The organism is Bacteroides sp. 4_1_36, assembly GCF_003466325.1.
Lineage (GTDB): Bacteria > Bacteroidota > Bacteroidia > Bacteroidales > Bacteroidaceae > Bacteroides > Bacteroides uniformis.
The window spans coordinates 1-19,490 of sequence record NZ_QSOX01000029.1 but is presented as its reverse complement, the minus strand read 5'-3'; the positions used below and the strand labels follow the sequence as shown (position 1 = coordinate 19,490).

Below are 19,490 nucleotides of genomic sequence, written 5' to 3'. Positions count from 1 at the left end.
TAGATTAGTTTTGCTATGAAAACTTTAGAAAGATTGTTTGCAGAGAAGTTGCTGAAGATAAAAGCGATTAAACTACAACCGGCTAACCCGTTCACTTGGGCATCCGGATGGAAGTCTCCGTTTTATTGTGATAACCGCAAAACCCTTTCTTATCCTTCTCTCCGTAATTTCGTAAAGATTGAAATTATGCGTCTGATTTTGGAACGTTTCGGACAGGTGGATGCCATTGCCGGTGTGGCAACGGGAGCTATCCCGCAAGGTGCCTTGGTGGCCGATGCATTGAACTTGCCGTTTGTATATGTACGCTCCACTCCGAAAGACCATGGACTGGAGAATTTGATTGAAGGTGAACTTCGTCCCGGTATGAAGGTGGTAGTCGTGGAAGATTTGATTTCTACGGGTGGAAGCAGTTTAAAGGCTGTAGAAGCTATCCGCCGTGACGGATGTGAGGTCATCGGTATGGTGGCTGCCTATACTTATGGTTTCCCGGTTGCCGAAAAGGCTTTCAAGGATGCCAAGGTGCCTTTGGTGACGCTGACCAATTACGAGGCTGTGATGGAAGTGGCACTGCGTACGGGCTATATCGAGGAAGAAGATGTGGAGACTCTGAATGAATGGCGTAAAGACCCTGCACATTGGGAATCTGGTAAATAAGAACTTATTTGTAAAAATGTTAATATGGATAAAAGAGCCATTCGGATAGATTCTGTCCGGATAGTTCTTTTTTCTTTTTGAATACGATTGATTATGACGAAATTTGAGAGTGGAGTGAAAGTTGTACCGGCTTCACAAGAAGCTGTTTATGAAAAGCTTTCCGACCTGAGCAATCTGGAGAAGGTGAAAGACCGTCTGCCTGAAGACAAAGTGAAGAACTTGAGTTTTGACGCGGAGAGCATGACGATAGAGGTGGCCCCCGTGGGAAAGATTACGTTGCAGATTGTGGAGAAGGAACCTTGCAAGTGTATCAAGTTTGCAACAACCACTTCACCGCTACCCTTCAATCTGTGGATACAGATTGTACCCACCACCGAAACCGAATGCAAAATGAAACTGACCATCGGCATGGATATAAATCCGTTTATGAAGACCATGGTGCAGAAACCCTTGCAGGAAGGATTGGAGAAGATGGCAGATATGTTGGCGATGATACAATATTAATCACTAACCATTAATCATTAGAAACAACGTGGCTCAGAAACTTTGGGAAAAATCCGTTCAGGTAAATAAGGATATCGAACGCTTCACGGTAGGCCGTGACCGTGAAATGGACCTTTATTTGGCAAAGCACGATGTGCTGGGTTCCATGGCGCACATCACGATGCTCGAAAGCATTGGCTTGTTGACGAAGGAAGAACTGCGGCAATTGCTGGCCGAATTGAAGGAAATCTATGCGATGGCCGAGCGTGGAGAATTTGTGATAGAAGAGGGAGTGGAAGACGTTCACTCACAAGTGGAACTTATGCTGACGCGCAACTTGGGTGATATAGGTAAGAAAATACACAGCGGACGTTCGCGCAACGACCAGGTGTTGCTCGATTTGAAGCTCTTTACCCGTGCAGAGATAAAGGAGGTGGCGGAAGCTGTGGAGCAATTGTTCCATGTGCTGGTTATGCAGAGCGAACGCTACAAGGATGTACTGATGCCGGGTTATACACACTTGCAGATAGCCATGCCGTCTTCTTTCGGACTTTGGTTTGGGGCATACGCCGAGAGCCTGGTGGACGATATGATGTTCCTTCAGGCAGCTTTCAAGATGTGCAACCGCAATCCTTTGGGTTCTGCTGCGGGATACGGTTCCTCGTTCCCGCTGAACCGTACGATGACTACCCGTCTTTTGGGATTTGATTCCCTCAACTACAACGTAGTGTATGCCCAGATGGGGCGTGGCAAGATGGAGCGTAATGTTGCTTTCGCCCTTGCCAGTGTGGCCGGAACCATATCGAAATTGGCTTTTGACGCATGTATGTTCAACAGTCAGAACTTCGGTTTTGTGAAGCTGCCGGACGATTGCACTACCGGCTCCAGCATCATGCCTCACAAGAAGAACCCGGACGTCTTTGAACTGACGCGTGCCAAGTGCAACAAACTGCAATCCCTTCCCCAGCAGATTATGATGATAGCCAACAATCTTCCTTCCGGCTATTTCCGTGACTTGCAGATTATCAAAGAGGTCTTCCTGCCTGCTTTTCAGGAACTGAAAGACTGTCTGCAGATGACGACTTACATTATGAATGAAATCAAGGTGAACGAACATATTCTTGATGATGACAAGTATCTGCTTATTTTCAGTGTGGAGGAAGTCAACCGCTTGGCACGTGAAGGGATGCCTTTCCGCGATGCCTACAAGAAGGTGGGACTGGATATTGAAGCCGGAAACTTCTCGCACAGCAAAGAGGTACATCATACCCATGAAGGCAGTATCGGAAACCTTTGCAACGATGAAGTCTCTGCCCTGATGCGGAAAGTGGTAGATGGTTTCAATTTTGAGACCATGCAAGCTGCAGAGAAAGAGTTGCTGGGCAGGTAAAAGGTTCTGCGGGTTCAAGTCCCGCTGCGAGTACTGTACTTTTATAAAAAAAAATTTGGCAGAAACGGGAAAACTGTTTATCTTTGCACCCGTTCTCCAAATGCGGAAATAGCTCAGTTGGTAGAGCATAACCTTGCCAAGGTTAGGGTCGCGAGTTCGAGTCTCGTTTTCCGCTCTCTTTTCCCTTTTTAGGATGCTCGAATGGTGGAATGGTAGACACGAAGGACTTAAAATCCTTTGGCCATTGCGGCTGTGCGGGTTCAAGTCCCGCTTCGAGTACTCGATTAAGCTCTGTGAATCATTGATTTGCAGAGCTTTTTCTTTATAAGCTCTTGATATGAAAGACCGTTTCTCTATAGCGAACAAAGTGTTTCCCTTAATAGAACAAGTTGTTTCATTATGGCGAACACTTTGTTTCCCTTAACAAAACATTTCGTTTCATCATATGAAAACAAACTGTTTTTCCTTATTGGAACAAACTGTTTCTCTATACTTGAACAAAGTGTTCATCGCTGTGAACTAACAAACTAACTATAATACTATAGTAGATGATATGCGCGTGGCACTTACTAATATGTGCTTGCAGATGAAATAAAAGAATCTATATAAATAGCCTCCTCTTTATTGTTCAGAACAGCTTGGGGCGTTTGTTATTGAACCGATAGCCGATACCCAACATCAGATAATTGGGCTCATGAAATTCCCGGAGGTTATATCCTATATGGAGATACGAATTGCGTGTTACGTCTATTTTCAGGGCAAGAATCTGATAGAAAGACTTCATGTCACCGCCGCCGTGCAGAACATTGGCTCCCAGACCGATACCTACCGTGAAGTAAGGCATGACAAATTCTCCGCGGGCGGATAAGCCCAATGCCATCTGTTTCTTGGCGGGCGGAGTATAGAAGCCGTTCTCTTCCTCGTACGATTCTTTCATGTTCGCACTGTGGTCGTATACGCCGTCCAACGCCACACCGGCGCGGAATTTATAGCCGAAGTTGTACATGGGTGCAAAGCTGAAACCGAACACGTTGTAAGTGCCGGGTGCGGGTACCTGGCCACTACTGCCCTCATGGGCCACTGCTTTCTTTCGCCAGGAGCCGAACAAAGTCAAGTCGTAGCTGACGTGGCGGGGGAATGGAGGAACAATAGGGCGTTGCCATGATTGGGCGAGTTCATCCGCTCTGCGGTTAAAGTTATATACCAGTCCCACTTTGCAGTCCACCGTGTTCAGACCGGAGTTGGGATATTGGGTGTTTCCGTTGGAAAAGTGGCTTCCGGTAGCTCCTATCATCAAGTCGAACTTGGGGGAGAGTGCCCACTTTAAGTAGAGGTTCACATTGAGATAGGCATTCACTTTCGAGCCGATAATCTGGTTCTCCGGGTTGTCATATTCATCGTAGGGTTTCCAGCCGAACGATGCGCCGAAGTTCCATTCATAGTTCAAGGATATGCGGGGGCTGAATTGGGCGATGCGTCCCCCTTGAAACAGATAGACCGCCAGCGGGTTGCCCAGCTCTTCCGGATTGCCGAAGTTGAAATAGCCGACTCCAATCCCTTGATAGGCTCCTATATAAGCCTGGTCGGCAACGGTGTGGGGACGGAGCTGGAAGGAGTATTTCAGATGGCCGGCATAGGCATTTTTCATGGCCTTGTATTGGTGGTTGGAGTACTCCAGAAAAGGGTTGGTCTGAAAAATATAGCCAGCACGCCCTTCTACGCCTAATCTGTGGATGAAGCGCTGTGAGAAAGGGAGTGTATCCCGTTTGTATTCCGAATGACTATCGGATGTCCATTGTTGGGCGTATATTGTATCAGACAAGAAAAGTACCGCTCCTAAGAAAGCCAGTATTTTCCATATCTGCATTCTATTTTTCATATGCCGTGTCGGTCTTTCTTGTTTATAAATGTTCCAAGTGAAGTTTAATTTCGTGCAAATATAGTTTTTTTCTCCTTTTGGTATTCACAATGAGACAACTATTTGTAAAAAGAGGGGGTAAAACTGAAATCGTCAATAGAATGGCAGACTTCGGTTTTACCCCTTCCTTATTCATTTACCCGGATGTTGTCTTATGATTCAGATGCTGGGTGGCGAGTGTTATTTCCGGTCGTTCTCCCGGATTTCCACACGGCGGATTTTCCCGCTGATGGTTTTGGGGAGCTCATCAACAAATTCGATGACACGCGGGTATTTGTAGGGAGCCGTCACTTTCTTCACATGGTTCTGCAACTCCTTGACAAGCTCTTCTCCGGCGCGTGCCTTGTACTCTTTTGCCAACACAATCGTAGCTTTTACCACTTGGCCGCGGATTTCATCGGGCACACCGGTAATGGCACATTCTACTACGGCTGGGTGGGTCATCAATGCACTTTCCACTTCGAACGGGCCGATGCGGTAGCCGCTACTTTTGATGACGTCGTCGGCGCGACCCACGAACCAGAGGTAGCCGTCTTCGTCCTTCCAGGCTACATCTCCCGTGTAGTAAATGCCGTTGTTCCATGCCTCGTGGGTGCGGTTGGCATCACGGTAGTATTCCTTGAACAATCCCAGCGGTTTGCCTTTGTCGGTACGGATTACAATCTGTCCCTGTTCACCGGCTTCCACAGAACGGCCGTCGTTGTCTATCAGGTCTACGTCGTATTGCGGATTGGGCAATCCCATGCTGCCGGGTTTCGGTTCCATCCAGGGCATGGTGGCGACGGTGAGGGTCGTTTCGGTCTGTCCGAAACCCTCCATCAACTTGATGCCCGTCAGTTTCTTGAAGGTCTCGAATACAGCGGGGTTCAAGGCTTCTCCGGCGATGGTGCAGTATTCCAGGCTGGATAGGTCGTACTTCGTAAGGTCTTCGTGAATGAGGAACCGGAAGATGGTGGGCGGTGCACAAAGCGACGTGACGTGATAATCCTGTATCTTCTCCAGTATGGCTGCGGGAGTGAACTTCTCGTGGTCGTATACAAATACGTTGGCACCGGCAATCCATTGTCCGTAGAGCTTGCCCCACACGGCTTTTCCCCAACCGGTGTCGGCAATGGTGAGGTGTAGGCTGCTCTCTTTCAGGTTGTGCCAGAAGCTGCCGGTGACGATATGTCCCAACGGATAGGTGAAGTCGTGGGCCACCATTTTGGGCTCTCCGGTAGTACCGCTGGTGAAGTACATCAGGGAGATGTCATCGTTCGTGTTCGGATGTTCCGGTTTCACGAAAGGAGCGGCGGCCTCGATACCTTTGTGGAAGTCTTCGAATCCTTCGGGAGCTTCCGGCCCGACGCTTACGAGGCGTTTCACAGAAGGAGACTCTGGCATAGCTGCCGTGATATGGTCGGTGATGACGCTTTCGCCGGCACAGACTATCATTTTAATGTCTGCGGCGTTGCAGCGGTATACGATGTCTTTCTTCGTCAGCAGGTGGGTGGCGGGAATCACCACTGCACCGAGTTTGTGCAGTGCCACAATGCTGAACCAGAATTCATAACGGCGTTTCAGTATCAGCATCACCATGTCTCCGTGCCCGATGCCGAGGCTTTGGAAATAGGAAGCCGTCATGTCTGTGTACCGTTTCATGTCGGCAAAGGTAAACTGCCGGCATTCGCCCTGGTCATTGGTCCACAACAGTGCGGGTTTGTCGGGCTGCTCGGCTGCCCAGGCATCCACTACGTCGTAGCCGAAGTTGAAATTCTCCGGTACGTTTATCTTCAAGTTCTTGATGAAGTCCTCCTGTGAGGTGAAGGATGTTTGAGATAAAAATCTTTCTACCATAACTTTATTACATGATTACTGCCAGGAATTTTACAGTCTTTCCGTCAAGCGCCTTCATGCCGTGCGGCAGTTTGGAGTTGAAGTATAGACTGTCTCCTTCGTTTAAGATTAAGTCTTTGCCGTCGATGCTGACCATCATACGGCCTTCCAGTACGAGGTTGAACTCCTGACCGGTATGGCTGTTGTAATGTATCGGCTCGCTGTCCGGTTTCGGTTCTACGGTCACGATGAACGGGTCTGCCGTGCGGTTGATGAAACCGGCTGCCAGCGATTGGTATTTATATGCCTTGGTACGTTCTATACTGGTTCCTTTTCCGGCACGTGTCAGGAAGTAGGAGCTCATTTTGGGCTCTTGCCCAAACATCAGTGCGTCCAGTGATATGCCGTAGTGCCGTGCTATCTTCTGCAGCATGCTGACCGAGATGTCGAATTCTCCGGTTTCGGCCAGACGGTACTCTTCTGCAGAGATGTCGCAGTCGCGGGCGATATCGTCGGCAGTCAGTTCCAATACGTCACGCAGTCCGCGCAGGCGTTCGGCTATTTGTCTGATTTGTTCGTCCATAATTATATTTTTTTAATGGGTTGTTATTAAAGTGTGGCAATGTGCCAATAGGCTGCACAATGTTTAATTATACCGTAGCTCATAGGCATATCGGGACATCGTTACATTAGCACATTAAATATCATTTACTCGCTTTGATGGCTTTAATCACAGTGGAGGTGAATCCTTCATGTTCCAGCTCGTTGATTCCCTTGATGGTAATTCCTCCGGGGGTACACACCTTGTCAATCTCAACACTGGGGTGCGTGTCGTTGTTCAGAATCAGCTCGGCTGCCCCTTTCACGGATTGTGCCACCATGCGCATGCCGTCTTTGGGATAGATACCCATTTCAACGCCGGCCTGCATGGCTGCCTGGATATACTTAAGCACGTAGGCGATGCCGCAGGAAGTCATGGCAGTGGTTGCCGCAATCTTTTCTTCGGGAATGAGCATGGCGAGTCCCATCTGGTTGAAAATGTCCAGCATCAGTTGCTCCTGCTCCTTGGTGGCATTGCGGCTGGCGATGAGTGTCATGCTTTCCATCTCGCTGATGGCGGTATTGGGAATAAGACGGAACATGGTCATTTCTTTGTCTGCTACATAGTGTGTCAGCTCTTCAAAAGGAATGCCGGCTGCAACGGATATAAGAATCTCTGTGCCTTTTAGTTCCAGTTCCTTTATCACTGGCTCCATCAGCCATGGCTTCACGGCAAAGATTATCATATCTGCACCGGCTGCCGCTTCCTGGTTGTCATTGGTCACTTGCAATGCGGGGAATTCTGCCTTCAGCTTGTCCAGCTTGCCCTGGGTGGGGTTGGAGACAATGATGTTACCGGCAGGGATGATTGTTCCTTTTGCCAGCCCTCGGGCAATGGCTCCCCCCATATTTCCTGCACCGATAATTGCTGTTTTCATATCTTTTTGTTGTTAAAAGAGTTGTTTTGCTGGCAAAGGTAGATAAATTTTCTACAAAAAACGACCGAGAGAGAAAGGTATTCTGCTTTTCGGTCGTTTCTTTTGCTGGCTGATTATTTGTGTCAAATATTAAAGTACTTTCTTGAAGCGTTCCAAGAATTCCTTTGCTTCATCCATGCCGAGGCACAGAGGCGGCAGCAGGCGAAGTACATTCGTACCGCTTACACCGGTGAATACATGCTGCTCTTTCAGTAGTCTTAGGCGCAGTTCCTTGATGGGTTCTTCAAATTCCAGCCCTATCATGAGTCCGCGTCCGCGAACGTCCTTGATTTGAGGGAATTTCTTTAGTTCCGTTATCAGGAAGTTGCCGACTTGGGCTGCATTCTCTATCAGGTTTTCCTGCTCTATCACATCCAGCACGGCAAGGGCGGCACTGCAAGCCAGGTGGTTTCCGCCGAAAGTGGTTCCAAGTTGCCCGTATACTGGTGTAAACATTGGGCTGATGAGTACGCCTGCCATCGGGAAACCATTGCCGATGCCTTTTGCCACGGTGATGATGTCGGCTTTGATGCCGTTGTACTGATGGGCGAAGAACTTGCCGCTGCGTCCGTAGCCGCTTTGGATTTCATCGAGAATCAAGACCGTGTTGTGTTCCGTACAAGTCTGGCGGAGAGCCTGCATGAATTCGTCTGTCGGCAGTTGGATGCCGCCTACACCTTGTATGCCTTCGATAATCACTGCGCAGACATCTCCTTTGGACAATTCGGCCTTCATGGCTTCGATGTCGTTCAACGGGAGGTAGGTGACGTGCCCGCAGTTGTTGATGGGAGCGATGATTTTAGGATTGTTCGTTACTTCCACCGCCAGTGAGGTACGTCCGTGGAATGCTTTTGAGAAGGATATCACACGGGTACGGCCATTGTAGAAAGAGGCGAGTTTCAAGGCGTTTTCATTGGCTTCGGCACCGCTGTTGATGAGGAAGAATGAGTAGTCGTCATAGCCACAGACTTTTCCCAAGCGTTCTGCCACTTGCTGTTGCAGCTTGTTAATTACTGAGTTTGAGTAGAATCCTAACGTAGCAACTTGGTTACTCACCATCTCTACATAATGTGGATGTGCATGTCCGATTGAGATGACTGCATGGCCACCGTAGAGGTCGAGGTATTCGGTACCGTTCTCGTCCCATACATGGCAGCCTTTTCCTTTGACGATGTTGATGTCAAAGAGAGGGTATACGTCGAATAAATTCATTTTTTTTAGAATGCAGAAGGTTTCAACCGTAATCCTACGGTCTCTTCCAGGTTAAACATTAAATTCATGTTATGGACAGCTTGTCCGCTGGCGCCTTTCAGGAGGTTATCAATGCAGGAAATGATAAGCAGTTTGTCGCCATGCTTCTCCAGATGGATGAGGCACTTGTTGGTGTTTACCACTTGCTTCAGGTCGATATTCTTCTCCACGATGTGGGTAAAGGAATCTTTGGCGTAATATTCTTCATACATGCGGACGATTTCTTCCAGGGCCACTTTGGTCTTCACCACAATGGTGGTGAAGATGCCGCGCGGGAAGTCGCCGCGGTAGGGGATGAAGTCAATGTCCGCATCAAAGCTGTTCTGCAGCTGTTTGAGCGATTGCTTGATTTCGGGCACATGCTGGTGCTCGAAAGCTTTGTAGACGCTCATGTTGTTGTTGCGCCAGCTGAAGTGGCTCGTGGCGCCCGGTTTCACACCGGCGCCGGTACTTCCGGTAATGGCGTTCACCATGATATCATCGTTCAGCATCAGATGTTTGGCGAGCGGCAGCAGGCCCAGCTGTATGCAGGTGGCAAAGCAGCCCGGATTGGCTACGTGCTTCGCTTTGCAGGTGGCACGGCGGTTCAGCTCCGGCAGGCCGTAGATGAAGTCGTGTTCGGGAGAGGCTATGCGGTAGTCCATGGAGAGGTCGATGATTCTCAGTTCCTCGGGCACGTTGTGGCTTTCGAGGAACTTCTTCGTGTCACCATGTGCCGTACAGAAAAAGAGTACGTCGATTTCTTCCAGCGGGAGCTGGTCGGTAAATACCAAGTCTGTTTCGCCGTACAGTCCTTCGTGTACGTCGGTAATTTTGTTGCCGGCGTTGCTTGAGCTGTTTATGAAAACGATTTCCGCTTCCGGATGGTTGAGCAGCAAACGTATCAGTTCGCCTGCCGTGTATCCGGCTCCGCCGATGATTCCTACTTTAATCATTTCGATAATATCTATTTGGTTCTTGTGGTATAACAATTAGCATTATAATGTATATGGGTATGCCTGCAAATGCAGTAAAGATCGTGGCGAACGTATAAACGATACGCACCAATGAGACATCGAGTCCGAAAAAGTTTGCCAGTCCTGCACATACGCCTGAAAGCATCCTTCCAGTCCGGGGACGTGTCAGTTTTTGCTTCCTGCCGGTCATTTAGATTTTCTCGTCTTTATGATTTGAATAATAAGCACGCAGTGCTGTGGAGGTTACTTTGATGAAGCCCTTGGCATCTTCTGCCGTCCATCCTTTCTGCATCTCACCGTATTCGCCAAACTTGTTTTTCACAAGGTCATCTTTGCTTTCTACACCTACGGTAGAAAAGCAGAGCGGGTGAAGTTCGAGGATAGCCGTACCGTTTACGTTGCGTTGCGAGGATTCCAGCATGGCTTCGATGTCGCGCATTACTGGTTCCAGATATTGGCTTTCGTGCAGGAACATGCCATACCAGTTGGCTACCTGGTCCTTCCAGTATTGCTGCCATTTGCTCAAAGTGTACTTCTCGAGGAACTTGTGTGCTCCGATAATCAGCATAGGTGCGGCAGCTTCGAAACCTACGCGGCCTTTGATACCGATAATCGTGTCGCCTACGTGCATGTCGCGTCCGATACCGTATGCCGCACCAATCTCTTCTACCTTCTGGATGGCTTTGATGGGGTCGTCGAATGTCTCGTCGTTCACGGCTTTCAGCTCACCTTTTTCAAAAGTGAGGCGCAACTGCTCGCTGCCCTCTTTGGTGCAGTGTTTCAGATAGGCGCTTTCGGGCAACCCTTGCGCGGAATCCAGAATCTCGCCACCACAAATGGAAGTGCCCCACAAACCTACGTTATAGGAATATTTTAGTTTGGTGAAGTCGGCGGCAAAGCCGTGTTTGTTCAGATAATCAATCTCTTCCTGACGGCTCAGTGCCATGTCGCGTGTCAGCGTGATGATTTCCACGCCCGGAGCCATGACGAGGAAAGTCATGTCGAAACGAATCTGGTCGTTACCCGCACCTGTAGAACCGTGGGCGATGGCATCCGCGCCGATTTCGTTGGCATAGCGTGCAATGGCCAATGCTTGGAAGATACGTTCGGAACTTACAGAGATAGGATAGGTGCCGTTACGCAAAACATTGCCGAATACCATGTATTTCAAGCTTTTCTCATAGTATTCCTGCGTCACGTCGAGGGTGACGTATTCTTTGGCGCCCAGCTTGTAGGCATTTTCTTCGTTTGTCTTCAACTGTTCAGCACTGAAACCGCCCGTATTGGCACAAGCTGCATATACTTCGTACCCTTTTTCTTTGGTAAGATACATCACCGTAAACGAGGTATCCAAACCTCCGCTGAATGCGACTACTACTTTCTTCTTCTTTTCCATATCCTTAGTATTTTTATATTTTATCCTCTTCGTGCAGCTTCGGGTCGTAAAGCATTGCTGTGCAAATGCAGAATTTACGGTTCTTAGCTACCAATATATCATGGTTTATACAGCCTTCGCAACCTTTCCAGAACGATTCGTCATCGGTCAGTTCGTTGAAGGTGACGGGCACATATCCCAGCTCGGTATTCATTTTCATGACGGCAGCTCCACTGGTGAGACTGAAAACTTTGGCATTGGGCCAACGTAGGCGTGCCAGGCGGAAAGAGGCGGTCTTGATACGTTTTGCCAGTCCCAGTCCCCGGTATTTGGGGTGTACTATCAGACCGGAGGTTGCTACATATTGCTTGTTGCCCCAGCTCTCTATGTAGGTGAAACCGGCAAAATCGTCTCCACACAAGGCTATGATGGCCTTTCCTTCTTTCATCTTAGTAGCTACGTATTCGTGTGTGCGTTCTGCGATGCCCGTTCCGCGTACCTTGGCAGCTTCCCGGATGGTATCCAAAATCTTGTCCACGTAAACTTCATGTGAGGCGTCAGCCACCATCACATCAATTTGTTTCGAATCCATTTCTTATTTAATTTCTTATTTTTTGTTGTTATCTATCATTTAATGTTCGGGATGATTTGCGATAGGAAGCTGCGTACCTCGTCATGTGACGCCGCTTCGTGCACCACCAGCATGATGGTGTCATCTCCGGCAATGGTACCCAGAATGGCGGGACACTCCCGGTTGTCGATGTCGTAGGCCATGCTGCTGGCATATCCGGGCCGGGTACGGATGACGGCAATATTGCCCGAAAATTGAAGTGAAACGAATCCGCTTGTCATCAACATCTCACTTGCACTCTGGTCGTTCGAACGTTTATACATGATGTTGTTGGGCAGCACATATACGTATTTACCGTTCATGTTCGCTGCTTTCGCTACTTTCAGCTGTTTCAAGTCGCGTGACAAGGTGGCTTGTGTCAGTTCAAAGCCTTCCTTGCTCAAAGCTTGCAACAGTTCTTCCTGAGAACTGACGTCTTTGCTTGAGATAATCATCTTGATGGCGTCTAACCGATTGGCTTTTTTCTTCATTTTCTGTATAATTATTCTAAGAGTAGTGCAAAATTAGGGATTATTTCGGAAAGAATATGCAAAAAGGAGAGCTTTTTTATTCTTTTTATACATCGGGTGTACTGTATATGTTGTTTTTGTTCTCTTTGTTGGAGTCTTGTTTGTTCTTTTACGTTATTGGAGATTGTTTCCGTATGTCTTTGGTAAATGTTGATATAATATAGAATAGATATGCAATTGTCAAATCTGACACCCTTTCAATCAAAAACTGTACAAAAAGTAGGGGGATAATCTCCTATTTTTGTATCGTTGAATAGCAACTAAAACTAATTACCATGAAACAATGCTTTTTTGCGGTCGACTTGGGGGCTACCAGTGGTCGCACAATTCTGGGAACTTTTACTTCGAATGGTTTGGAAATGGAAGAAGTAAACCGTTTCCCAAATCATCTGATTGAAGCTGGCAGACATTTTTACTGGGATATTTATGAACTTTACCGTCATATTATTGAAGGGCTAAGGATTGCCGCCCGTAAAGGTGTAGAAATAACTTCCATCGGTATCGACACTTGGGGAGTAGATTTTGTCTGTGTAGGTAAGGATGGGGGATTTCTTCGCCAGCCGTATTCCTATCGTGACCCTCATACGGTGGGTGCTCCGGAAGCGTTCTTCACACGTATACCTCGTAGCCATGTGTATGGATGGACGGGGATTCAGGTGATGAATTTCAACTCCTTGTTCCAACTTGATACATTACGCCGTAATCATGACAGTGCATTGGCAGCTGCAGATAAATTGCTGTTTATGCCTGATGCTTTGAGCTATATGTTGACCGGTCAGATGGTAACGGAGTATACTATTGCCAGTACGGCACAGTTGGTAAATGCCAATACCTGCAGGCTGGAGGATGCCTTGCTGCAGGAGATTGGACTGACACAAGCTCATTTCGGGCGTTTTGTCTATCCTGGTGAAAAAATAGGGGGCTTGACGGAGGAAGTACAACGAATAACCGGACTTGGCGCTGTCCCCGTGATAGCTGTTGCCGGGCATGATACGGCTTCTGCTGTTGCTGCCGTACCTGCCATGGACCGTAATTTTGCTTATCTAAGTAGTGGTACTTGGTCTCTGATGGGAGTGGAGACGGATGCTCCAGTCATTACTGCTGAAACAGAATCCTTGAATTTTACGAATGAAGGCGGTGTGGAAGGAACCATTCGTTTGTTAAAAAATATTTGTGGTATGTGGCTGCTTGAACGTTGCCGTACCGAATGGGGGGAAATCCCTTATTCTGAACTCATCGTTGAGGCTGGTACTTGTGAACCATTCCGTAGTCTAATTAATCCGGATGATGCTTTGTTTACCAATCCGGCGAATATGGAGCAAGCCATCAAGACCTATTGTTCCGATTATCGTCAGCCTATTCCCATGACACATGGACAGATAGTACGCTGTATCTTTGAGAGTCTTGCTTTGAGATACCGTCAGGTGCTGGATAGCCTGCGAAATCTTTCACCACGTCCGGTGGAGGCTTTACATGTTATCGGTGGCGGTAGCCGTAACGAACTGCTTAACCAGTGGACAGCCAATGCTGTCGGTATTCCCGTGATTGCCGGACCTTCCGAAGCTACTGCTATCGGTAACGTTATGGTTCAGGCATTGGCTGCCGGAGCAGCTAGAGACATTGCTTCCATGAGACAGCTCATCAACCGTTCCATACCATTAAAGACTTTCTATCCGCAGGATATGGAGGATTGGAATACCGCTTACCTGCACTTCAAGCAATTGACGATGACTAATTATAATGGATAATGATTACCAATAACTTATAACTCATAATCAAATCACGTATCATGAAAGAAGAATTGATAAACAAAGCGTATGAAATTGCTAAAGAGCGTTACGCAGCTCTCGGATTGGATGTAGAAAAAGTAATGGAGCAACTTCAGAAAGTGTCTATCTCCATGCATTGTTGGCAGGCCGATGATGTTCAGGGATTCGAATCTGCCGGCTCATTGACCGGTGGTATCCAGACAACAGGAAACTATCCCGGTAAAGCCCGTAATATGGAAGAACTGCGTTCCGATATTTTGAAAGCTGCTTCTTATATCCCCGGTAAGCACCGTTTGAATTTGCATGAGATTTACGGTGACTTTGGCGGTACCTTCGTAGATCGCGATCAGGTAGAGGTGAAACATTTCGAAAGCTGGATGCAATGGGCAGCCGAGAATGGTATAAAATTGGATTTTAATTCCACTTCTTTCTCTCATCCGAAGAGCGGTAATCTTTCTCTGGCTCATCCGGACCAAGGTATCCGTGACTTTTGGGTCGAACATACTAAACGTTGTCGTGCCATTGCCGAAGAAATGGGGCGCCGCCAGGGAGATCCCTGCATCATGAATCTTTGGGTGCATGATGGTAGCAAGGATATCACTGTAAACCGTATGAAGTATCGTGTGCTTTTCAAAGATTCTCTCGACCGTATTTTTGCTACGGAATACAAGCATATGAAGGACTGCCTTGAATCGAAGGTGTTTGGCATAGGTTTAGAGAGTTATACAGTAGGCTCCAATGAATTCTGTATGGGCTATAGTGTACAGCATCAGAAACTTATTACTATTGATACCGGGCACTTCCATCCTACGGAAAGTGCTGCAGACAAGGTGTCTTCCATGTTGCTCTTTGTCCCTGAGCTGATGCTCCACGTAAGCCGTCCGGTACGTTGGGATTCTGACCATGTAACTATCATGGATGACCCCACTCTTGAACTTTTCCAAGAAATTGTCCGTTGCGATGCACTGGACCGTGTACACATTGGTCTTGATTATTTTGATGCTTCCATCAACCGTATCGGTGCTTATGTAATCGGTACCCGTGCGGCGCAGAAATGCATGTTGCGTGCGTTACTAGAACCATTGGCAAAGCTTCGCGAATATGAGGCCACCGGTCAAGGTTTCCAGCGCCTTGCTCTGCTCGAAGAGGCTAAGGCTTTGCCTTGGAACGCTGTTTGGGACATGTTCTGTCTGAAAAACAATGTTCCGGTAGGTGAGGAGTTCATCGCTGAAATAGAGAAGTATGAAGCTAATGTAACCTCTAAAAGAGGATAGGAAACCCTTGTAACTGACAGAAATGGAAATAATATTAGGGTTATTGATTATTGCCATCGGAGCATTCTGCCAATCCAGTTGCTATGTACCCATTAACCGCATCAAGGAGTGGAGCTGGGAGTCGTATTGGATTGTACAAGGTGTTTTCGCTTGGCTGGTTTTTCCGTTCTTGGGCGCGTTGCTGGCAGTACCTGCCGGCAATTCGCTGTTCGAGATTTATGCAAACAATCCTGCGGATACGCTTTGGACTATGTTCTTCGGAGCTTTATGGGGAGTGGGGGGACTGACGTTTGGTTTGTCTATGCGCTATTTGGGCGTAGCTCTTGGGCAGTCTATCGCTTTGGGTACTTGTGCCGGATTGGGAACGATATTGACTCCGGTATTTACTGGTAAGGCAGGAGATTTGACAACATCGGTTATTGTTGGTGTAGTGGTCACGTTGGTAGGTATTGGCATTATCGGTCTGGCCGGTAGCATGAAGTCTGCCAGCCTGAGCGAAGAAGAGAAGAAGAAGGCCGTAAAGGATTTCAATTTTACTAAAGGTATTATTGTAGCCCTTCTTGCCGGATTTATGAGTGCGTGTTTCAGTATAGGATTGGGTTTTGGAGAGAAACTCTGTTTTGCTGAAAGTGCGGATATATTCAAGACACTGCCTGCTACATTGATGGTGACACTGGGTGGTTTCATTACGAATGCCGTCTATTGTTTCTATCAGAATTCCAGGAACAAAAGTTGGGGCGATTATGGCAAGAAATCCCTTTATGTAAACAATGTCTTGTTTTGTGCTTTGGCCGGTGTGTTGTGGTACAGCCAGTTCTTTGGTCTTAGCTTGGGTAAGGGATTCCTTGCTGCCTCTCCGGTATTGCTCACATTCTCGTGGTGCATCCTGATGTCGTTGAACGTAACGTTCTCCAATGTTTGGGGTATCCTTTTGAAGGAATGGAAAGGGTGTACACCCAAGACAATTACAGTGCTTGTCATAGGCTTGGCAGTCTTGATAATTTCTTCTTTCCTGCCACAGTTGCTGGGGTAAGTTTAAATACCTATCTTTGAATATAAAACTAAAATATATCTGCATATATGAAATCAATTCTAGAAAATCGTCCGGCGCTGGCTGCGGAAGTTAATAAGGTGGCTGAGGTGGCTGGTTATCTCTGGCAGAAAGGTTGGGCAGAACGTAATGGGGGCAATATTACGGTCAACATCACTGAGTTTGTAGACGATGAAATCAAGGCTATGCCCGCCATTAGTGAGGTGAAATCAATCGGTGCTACTTTACCTTATTTGAAAGACTGCTATTTTTATTGCAAAGGCACCAACAAGCGTATGCGCGATTTGGCCCGTTGGCCGATGGAGAACGGTTCGGTCATCCGCATTTTGGATGACTGTGCCAGCTATGTCATTATAGCCGACCAGTCTGTACAGCCTACATCGGAACTTCCTTCCCATCTTAGTGTACACAACAATCTGATAGCGAAAGGTTCTCCCTATAAAGCTTCGGTGCATACGCATCCTATTGAGCTGGTAGCCATGACTCACAACAAGAAGTTTCTGGAAAAAGATGTAGCTTCGAACCTGCTTTGGAGTATGATACCGGAAACAAAGGCTTTCTGTCCCCGCGGTTTGGGTATCATCCCTTATCAACTTCCCAGTTCGGTAGAATTGGCTGAGGCTACCATCCGCGAACTGGATGACTATGATGTAGTGATGTGGGAGAAACATGGTGTGTTTGCTGTGGATGTGGATGTGATGGCTGCTTTCGACCAGGTGGATGTACTCAATAAATCCGCCCTTATTTATATCGCTGCCAAAAATATGGGTTTTGAACCGGATGGTATGAGCCAGCTTCAAATGAAGGAAATGTCCGTAGCGTTTAATTTGCCCAAATAATTGTTTTAACAGATAGTGTGTAATTATGTATAGAATGATATTGAATGAGACCTCTTATTTCGGTGCCGGCTGTCGCGAAACGATTGCCGTGGAGGCTGCCCGCAGAGGTTTCAAAAAGGCTTTCTTTGTAACGGACAGAGATTTGATCCGTTTCAAGGTGGCTGATAAAGTGATTGAAGTTTTCGAGAAGAACAGTATACCTTATGAGCTCTTCAGTGATGTGAAGGCCAATCCTACCATTACCAATGTACAGAATGGTGTGGCTGCTTTCAAGGCATCCGGTGCCGATTTTATCGTGGCTTTGGGTGGCGGCTCTTCTATTGATACGGCAAAAGGTATTGGTATTGTTGTGAATAATCCGGATTTTGCAGATGTGAAGTCTCTGGAAGGTGTGGCGGATACTCGTCAAAAGGCTGTCCCTACTTTTGCTTTACCTACTACGGCGGGAACTGCTGCTGAGGTGACCATCAATTATGTTATCATTGACGAAGAGGTCAAAAAAAAGATGGTTTGTGTAGACCCTAATGATATTCCGGCAGTAGCTATTGTTGACCCGGAGCTGATGTATTCCATGCCGAAAGGATTGACTGCTGCAACCGGTATGGATGCACTGACTCATGCCATAGAAAGCTATATAACGCCGGGTGCATGGGCTATGTCGGATATGTTCGAACTGAAAGCCATTGAAATGATTGCTGTCCATTTGAAAGCTGCCGTAGACAATGGCAGCGATCCGGTTGCCCGCGAGGCCATGTCTCAAGCGCAATACATTGCCGGTATGGGGTTCAGCAATGTCGGTCTGGGCATCGTTCATTCCATGGCCCATCCTTTGGGTGCCCATTATGACACTCCGCATGGGGTGGCCAACGCATTGCTTCTTCCTTACGTAATGGAGTATAATGCAGCGTCCCCGGCTGCTCCTAAATATGTCCATATTGCGAAGGCGATGGGAGTCAATACGGAAGGTATGAGCGTGGAAGAAGGTATATGTGCTGCTATTGCTGCTGTCCGGAAATTGTCTTTAAGTATTGGCATTCCACAGCGGTTGCGTGAAATCAATGTTAGGGAAGAGGATTTGCATCAATTGGCTATCGATGCTTTTAATGATGTCTGCACCGGTGGCAATCCGAGACCTACATCTGTGGAAGATATAGAAGCTCTGTATCATAAAGCTTTTTAAGGCAAGCGCTATTTTAGGTTACATGTCTATTCCCGTCCGTGATGAATAATATTCGCTGCGGACGGGATTTTTCATAAATAATCTCTATTTTTGTTCCGGAGCTATTATGGAAGGCACGTGTTATGACTAAAAATTATAATGATTTAGGAGTAGAGTTTAAGTACCTTATTGTAAATGACATGGACCAGAAATATGGTCTTTGGGTAAATACTGTGGGCTTTCAGTCTATCCAGCCTAATTCTCCTTATCCGTTGAAGGATCATCCTACCGGTTATTTTTTCAATGCGCAGAAAGGACGGATTCTGCGCGAGTACCAGTTGGTCTATATTACTAAAGGGAGGGGGGGGGCTCCTCGGAGACCACGCCAGAGAAGCAAGTGTGCAAAGGACGACTGATGGTGCTGTTTCCTGGTCAGTGGCATACATATTATCCTTATGTGCAGACGGGTTGGAATGAATATTATATTGGTTTCGAGGGAGCTGTGATTGATGATATGGTGAAAGGTGGTTTTCTATCGAAAGAGAATCAAGTGTTGGAGGTGGGGTTGAATGAAGAGCTCGTTTCACTTTTCTCTCGCGCTTTGGAAATTGCGGAAGCTGATAAGATTTCTTCCCAGCAATATCTTGCCGGTATTGTGCTACATATGATAGGGATGATATTGTCCATCTCTAAAAACAAGATTTTCGAAGTGGGTGATGTCGATCAGAAAATAGAGCAGGCTAAAATCATCATGAACGAGAATGTATTCAAGGATGTTGACCCGGAAGAACTGGCAATGAAGTTGAATATCAGTTATTCTTGGTTTCGCAAAGTATTTAAGGGTCAATGTAAAAACCTGAGGGGTAAATTTATAAATTATTATCTTTGTCTCCAAATTC

At 47.1% G+C, this 19,490-nt stretch carries 18 protein-coding genes, 2 tRNA genes and 1 pseudogene; 11 read left to right on the top strand and 10 right to left on the bottom strand.

The window, feature by feature from the left end:
* Window positions 1–15 precede the first annotated feature (15 nt).
* The 5 genes from pyrE to DXD65_RS19225 all read left to right on the top strand — a co-directional run bounded on the left by pyrE (window position 16) and on the right by DXD65_RS19225 (window position 2,806).
* A complete protein-coding gene (pyrE, locus tag DXD65_RS19245; protein WP_117713834.1) occupies window positions 16–654 on the top strand; it encodes an orotate phosphoribosyltransferase in 639 nt (212 codons plus the stop codon).
* A 93-nt stretch (window positions 655–747) separates the two neighbouring features.
* Window positions 748–1,158: an SRPBCC family protein gene (locus DXD65_RS19240; RefSeq protein WP_009037778.1), complete on the top strand. Its 411-nt coding sequence runs from the start codon at window positions 748–750 to the stop codon at window positions 1,156–1,158.
* A gap of 28 nt (window positions 1,159–1,186) precedes the next feature.
* Window positions 1,187–2,527: an argininosuccinate lyase gene (gene argH / locus DXD65_RS19235; protein WP_057281363.1), complete on the top strand. Its 1,341-nt coding sequence runs from the start codon at window positions 1,187–1,189 to the stop codon at window positions 2,525–2,527.
* A gap of 102 nt (window positions 2,528–2,629) precedes the next feature.
* Window positions 2,630–2,702 (top strand) — tRNA-Gly (locus DXD65_RS19230).
* Window positions 2,703–2,722: 20 nt separating this feature from the next.
* Window positions 2,723–2,806, top strand: a tRNA-Leu gene (locus DXD65_RS19225).
* 349 nt (window positions 2,807–3,155) lie between these two features.
* On the opposite strand, the gene DXD65_RS19220 is transcribed toward DXD65_RS19225, so the two are convergent.
* From DXD65_RS19220 to argR, 10 genes are all read right to left on the bottom strand, one after another.
* A complete protein-coding gene (locus DXD65_RS19220) occupies window positions 3,156–4,406 on the bottom strand; it encodes an acyloxyacyl hydrolase (protein ID WP_035457578.1) in 1,251 nt (416 codons plus the stop codon).
* A 219-nt stretch (window positions 4,407–4,625) separates the two neighbouring features.
* Entirely contained in the window at window positions 4,626–6,281 is a 1,656-nt protein-coding gene (locus DXD65_RS19215; protein WP_057281362.1) for an AMP-binding protein, read from the bottom strand.
* A 7-nt stretch (window positions 6,282–6,288) separates the two neighbouring features.
* Window positions 6,289–6,843 (bottom strand): helix-turn-helix domain-containing protein, encoded by a 555-nt coding sequence (locus tag DXD65_RS19210; protein ID WP_005825132.1) that lies wholly within the window; start codon window positions 6,841–6,843, stop codon window positions 6,289–6,291.
* 121 nt (window positions 6,844–6,964) lie between these two features.
* Window positions 6,965–7,738, bottom strand: a complete 774-nt coding sequence (proC, locus tag DXD65_RS19205; protein ID WP_005834777.1) for a pyrroline-5-carboxylate reductase — start codon at window positions 7,736–7,738, stop codon at window positions 6,965–6,967.
* A gap of 129 nt (window positions 7,739–7,867) precedes the next feature.
* Entirely contained in the window at window positions 7,868–8,989 is a 1,122-nt protein-coding gene (locus DXD65_RS19200) for an aspartate aminotransferase family protein (RefSeq protein WP_005825124.1), read from the bottom strand.
* Window positions 8,990–8,994: 5 nt separating this feature from the next.
* Window positions 8,995–9,963 (bottom strand): N-acetyl-gamma-glutamyl-phosphate reductase, encoded by a 969-nt coding sequence (argC, locus tag DXD65_RS19195; protein ID WP_005825122.1) that lies wholly within the window; start codon window positions 9,961–9,963, stop codon window positions 8,995–8,997.
* Window positions 9,956–10,174, bottom strand: a complete 219-nt coding sequence (locus DXD65_RS19190) for a PspC domain-containing protein (RefSeq protein WP_005825120.1) — start codon at window positions 10,172–10,174, stop codon at window positions 9,956–9,958. Before DXD65_RS19190 ends, argC begins: the two co-directional genes overlap by 8 nt.
* Window positions 10,175–11,380: an argininosuccinate synthase gene (locus tag DXD65_RS19185; RefSeq protein WP_005825117.1), complete on the bottom strand. Its 1,206-nt coding sequence runs from the start codon at window positions 11,378–11,380 to the stop codon at window positions 10,175–10,177.
* 13 nt (window positions 11,381–11,393) lie between these two features.
* The gene (locus DXD65_RS19180; RefSeq protein ID WP_005825115.1) at window positions 11,394–11,951 is read right to left on the bottom strand and encodes a GNAT family N-acetyltransferase; all 558 of its coding nucleotides are present in this window, start codon (window positions 11,949–11,951) and stop codon (window positions 11,394–11,396) included.
* A 35-nt stretch (window positions 11,952–11,986) separates the two neighbouring features.
* On the bottom strand, window positions 11,987–12,460 hold the full coding sequence (gene argR / locus DXD65_RS19175) for an arginine repressor (RefSeq protein WP_005825113.1): 474 nt from the start codon (window positions 12,458–12,460) through the stop codon (window positions 11,987–11,989).
* Window positions 12,461–12,774: 314 nt separating this feature from the next.
* Here argR and DXD65_RS19170 point away from each other — a divergent pair, with 314 nt between their 5' ends.
* From DXD65_RS19170 to DXD65_RS19145, 6 genes and pseudogenes are all read left to right on the top strand, one after another.
* Window positions 12,775–14,247 carry a rhamnulokinase gene (locus DXD65_RS19170; protein WP_005825109.1) on the top strand — a complete coding sequence of 491 codons (1,473 nt, stop codon included), beginning with the start codon at window positions 12,775–12,777 and terminating at the stop codon, window positions 14,245–14,247.
* Between the two features lie 41 nt (window positions 14,248–14,288).
* On the top strand, window positions 14,289–15,542 hold the full coding sequence (locus DXD65_RS19165) for an L-rhamnose isomerase (RefSeq protein ID WP_009037783.1): 1,254 nt from the start codon (window positions 14,289–14,291) through the stop codon (window positions 15,540–15,542).
* 22 nt (window positions 15,543–15,564) lie between these two features.
* The gene (locus DXD65_RS19160; protein ID WP_005825105.1) at window positions 15,565–16,575 is read left to right on the top strand and encodes an L-rhamnose/proton symporter RhaT; all 1,011 of its coding nucleotides are present in this window, start codon (window positions 15,565–15,567) and stop codon (window positions 16,573–16,575) included.
* A 47-nt stretch (window positions 16,576–16,622) separates the two neighbouring features.
* On the top strand, window positions 16,623–17,432 hold the full coding sequence (rhaD, locus tag DXD65_RS19155; protein WP_005825102.1) for a rhamnulose-1-phosphate aldolase: 810 nt from the start codon (window positions 16,623–16,625) through the stop codon (window positions 17,430–17,432).
* A gap of 25 nt (window positions 17,433–17,457) precedes the next feature.
* Window positions 17,458–18,612, top strand: a complete 1,155-nt coding sequence (gene fucO / locus DXD65_RS19150) for a lactaldehyde reductase (protein ID WP_008662885.1) — start codon at window positions 17,458–17,460, stop codon at window positions 18,610–18,612.
* Between the two features lie 122 nt (window positions 18,613–18,734).
* A pseudogene (locus DXD65_RS19145) lies at window positions 18,735–19,490 on the top strand (AraC family ligand binding domain-containing protein); the annotation flags it as partial.